Source organism: Candidatus Cloacimonadota bacterium (assembly GCA_011372345.1).
Taxonomy (GTDB): Bacteria; Cloacimonadota; Cloacimonadia; order Cloacimonadales; family TCS61; genus DRTC01.
Window position 1 is genome coordinate 1 of the sequence record DRTC01000064.1, and the last position, 2,570, is coordinate 2,570.

Consider the following 2,570-nt stretch of genomic DNA (forward strand, 5'->3'; position numbering starts at 1 on the left):
CTTATCTCCAAAATCTTTTACAAATTGTTTAATTTCTCGAACTCGCTCATCTCCACGAGAATTGATCAAAGTCATCGTCAGATCTGCAGTTTGATCGTTTCCGGTGGGACGATTATAAACATTTTCGATAATTTGCAAACCTGTGATTTCTTGTGCTGCCAAGGTTGCAGCCATCATCAACACTGCTATTACGATAATTGTAAATTTTTTCATTTTTCCTCCGTTTTTAATGTAACTCAAACATTCCTGTTTGAGATTTTGCACAATCAGGAATGATTGTGATACTTTTGCTTGCTTGTCCCCAAATGCAATCATAAGCAGACTGGACTTCATTGCGAAGCAAATGGAGTTCAGAATGCGATAAAACTTTTCGTCTCGAAAGATTGCTTCAGAATGAAGAAACCGAAACAATTTGAAACCTTGCGAATGGTCTTATCTTTCATTCCGACTCAAGTCCACTTTCGCTGCGCTCTTGTGAACTCGAGTCTTCTTCTTCCCAAAAAACAGATTCGTTTTATAAAGCAGCAGATACATAATCGTTACCGTTCCCAAAAAACTGGTGAACATATTCAACGAGACCAACGCTCCCAAACTGCGATTAGGTGGGAACACGGAAAACAGCAAAACCAGGAATCCGGCGATCACAACCATTGCATTGAAGATAATTGCGCGTCCGGAATGATGCATTGTTCCTTCCATAGTTTTTTGTTTATCACGCGTTTCTTTTGCATAAATCTTGTAGCGCTCGATAAAATGAACAGCATAATCGATGCCGATCCCGATAGCAATACTGGAGATAAGAGCAGTTGTAGTTGAGAGCGGAATATTCAGTAGTCCCATCACTCCGAAACCGATAATTGCAGTGATAACGATAGGAGCAGAACCGATGATCCCAACCCAAAAATTGCGGAACATCAAAGTAAGTAGCAAGACAATTAAGATCAAAGACATCACCAGACTTTTGACCTGACCTTCCAAAATCAAATCTGTGAAAACGAGTGCTTTATAACCCGAACCTGCATAATTTATGTTGATCCCGAGTTGGTCAAAATCGTTTCTGAATTCCTCTACTACTGCAATCGCACTTTTGATCGCTTTGGAATTATCGCTTTTCAATTGAATCGTCAAATTTGCAATTTTGAAGTTATAATCCACGACTTTCCACAAATTTTCAGGATCGCCGCTCATCTCGTAAAGCAATAAATATTGAGCATTCAAATCCTGCGTAGCGGGAACAACATCGAATTCGGGATTGTCGGCGTGCATCACTTTGTTCATCCGTTTTAGATAATCTGCCAACGAGAAAGAATTTCCCACGAGTTCCAACCTTTCTTCCACCTCGTTTTGTAATTTATCTATCAGTTTCAAAGCCGTAGGAGATTTCATAACATCATTTTCTTTTGCTTCCAGGATCACATTTAAACGGCTCGTTCCTCCAAAATGTTCGTTGATGAATTTATCGGTGAGGACGATATCACTGTTCTTCTCGAATTTTTCCAGGAAACTGGAATTGATCCAAACTTTGGTGATCCCAAAAATGGAAACTGCAACGATGATGATGGTAAGAGAGAGCGTGAGAACTTTGTGTTTGATCACACCTGACGCAAACCTGTAGGAGAATGGATTTTGAGATTTCTTCTTCTTATCCTTTTTAAATTTCCTTTTTGGAAAACCGAAAATCAGAATTGCCGAGGGTATCAAAATAAGGGAAAAAAGCATCGCAGCCAGAACTCCAAAAGCAGTGAATAATCCGAAATATTTGATGGGAAAAACTTCTGATGTGAGCAACGAAATAAAACCGACCGAAGTAGTTACGGAAGTCATTACCACCGGTTTCCACATTCCTTTCAGCATATCGGAAACTGCTTCTTTGCGGGTTGCTTGCGGGTGTTCATTCAGGAATAGATCGAGATGGCTGTAAAGATGGATCCCATCCGCGACTCCGATGGCGATCAGCATCACGGGAATCATCGTGGAAACCGCATAAACCGGAATTTTGAAAGCAGCCATCAAACCAAATGTCCAGACAACGCTGAACAGAACGACGAGAAGGGTAAAGATGGTATTACGGAAACTTCTCATCACCAGCAGAAGCACAAGAATAATTACCAGGATCACGATCGGAACCATCTTTTTCATATCGCGAGGTCCCAAAAAAGCCATTGTTCCTTCCACGATCGGACTTCCGGCAACATAAAGTTTTTCCGGTCCTGAAAACGATTTCGCCAGTTCTAAAATTTGATGATAAAATTTTTGGGAAAAGACATCATCCTCGATTTCCGCAATAATCACCGCAACCGTTTCATCTTCGGAAACCAACCGGCCGAAAACCATATCGTTGGAACGCACTTTTTCCTGAAGCTCCTTTAGTTTCTCAACCGTTTTCGGAGTCTTTTTATAGAATGCTTTTACATCCATTCCGTCTTCGGTTCCGACGATATTATCGGCTGTATAAAGCGAAGTTACATCGCCTTTATCGATCTCCTTCATTTTTCCCAATTTTTTGGTGAGATCTTTTATTTTCTGTAAAGTTCCGCTGTTGTAAATACCGTTCTTATTTTCGACAGCAA

The 2,570-nt window shown here is 40.5% G+C and carries 2 protein-coding genes; both read right to left on the reverse strand.

What is annotated here, in order from left to right; all coding sequences use genetic code 11:
• Window positions 1–213: outer membrane lipoprotein-sorting protein (locus ENL20_01165; GenBank protein HHE37170.1), on the reverse strand; the 213-nt coding region annotated here is incomplete at its 3' end.
• Between the two features lie 219 nt (window positions 214–432).
• A partial coding sequence (locus ENL20_01170) for a hypothetical protein (protein HHE37171.1) occupies window positions 433–2,570 on the reverse strand: 2,138 nt, incomplete at its 5' end.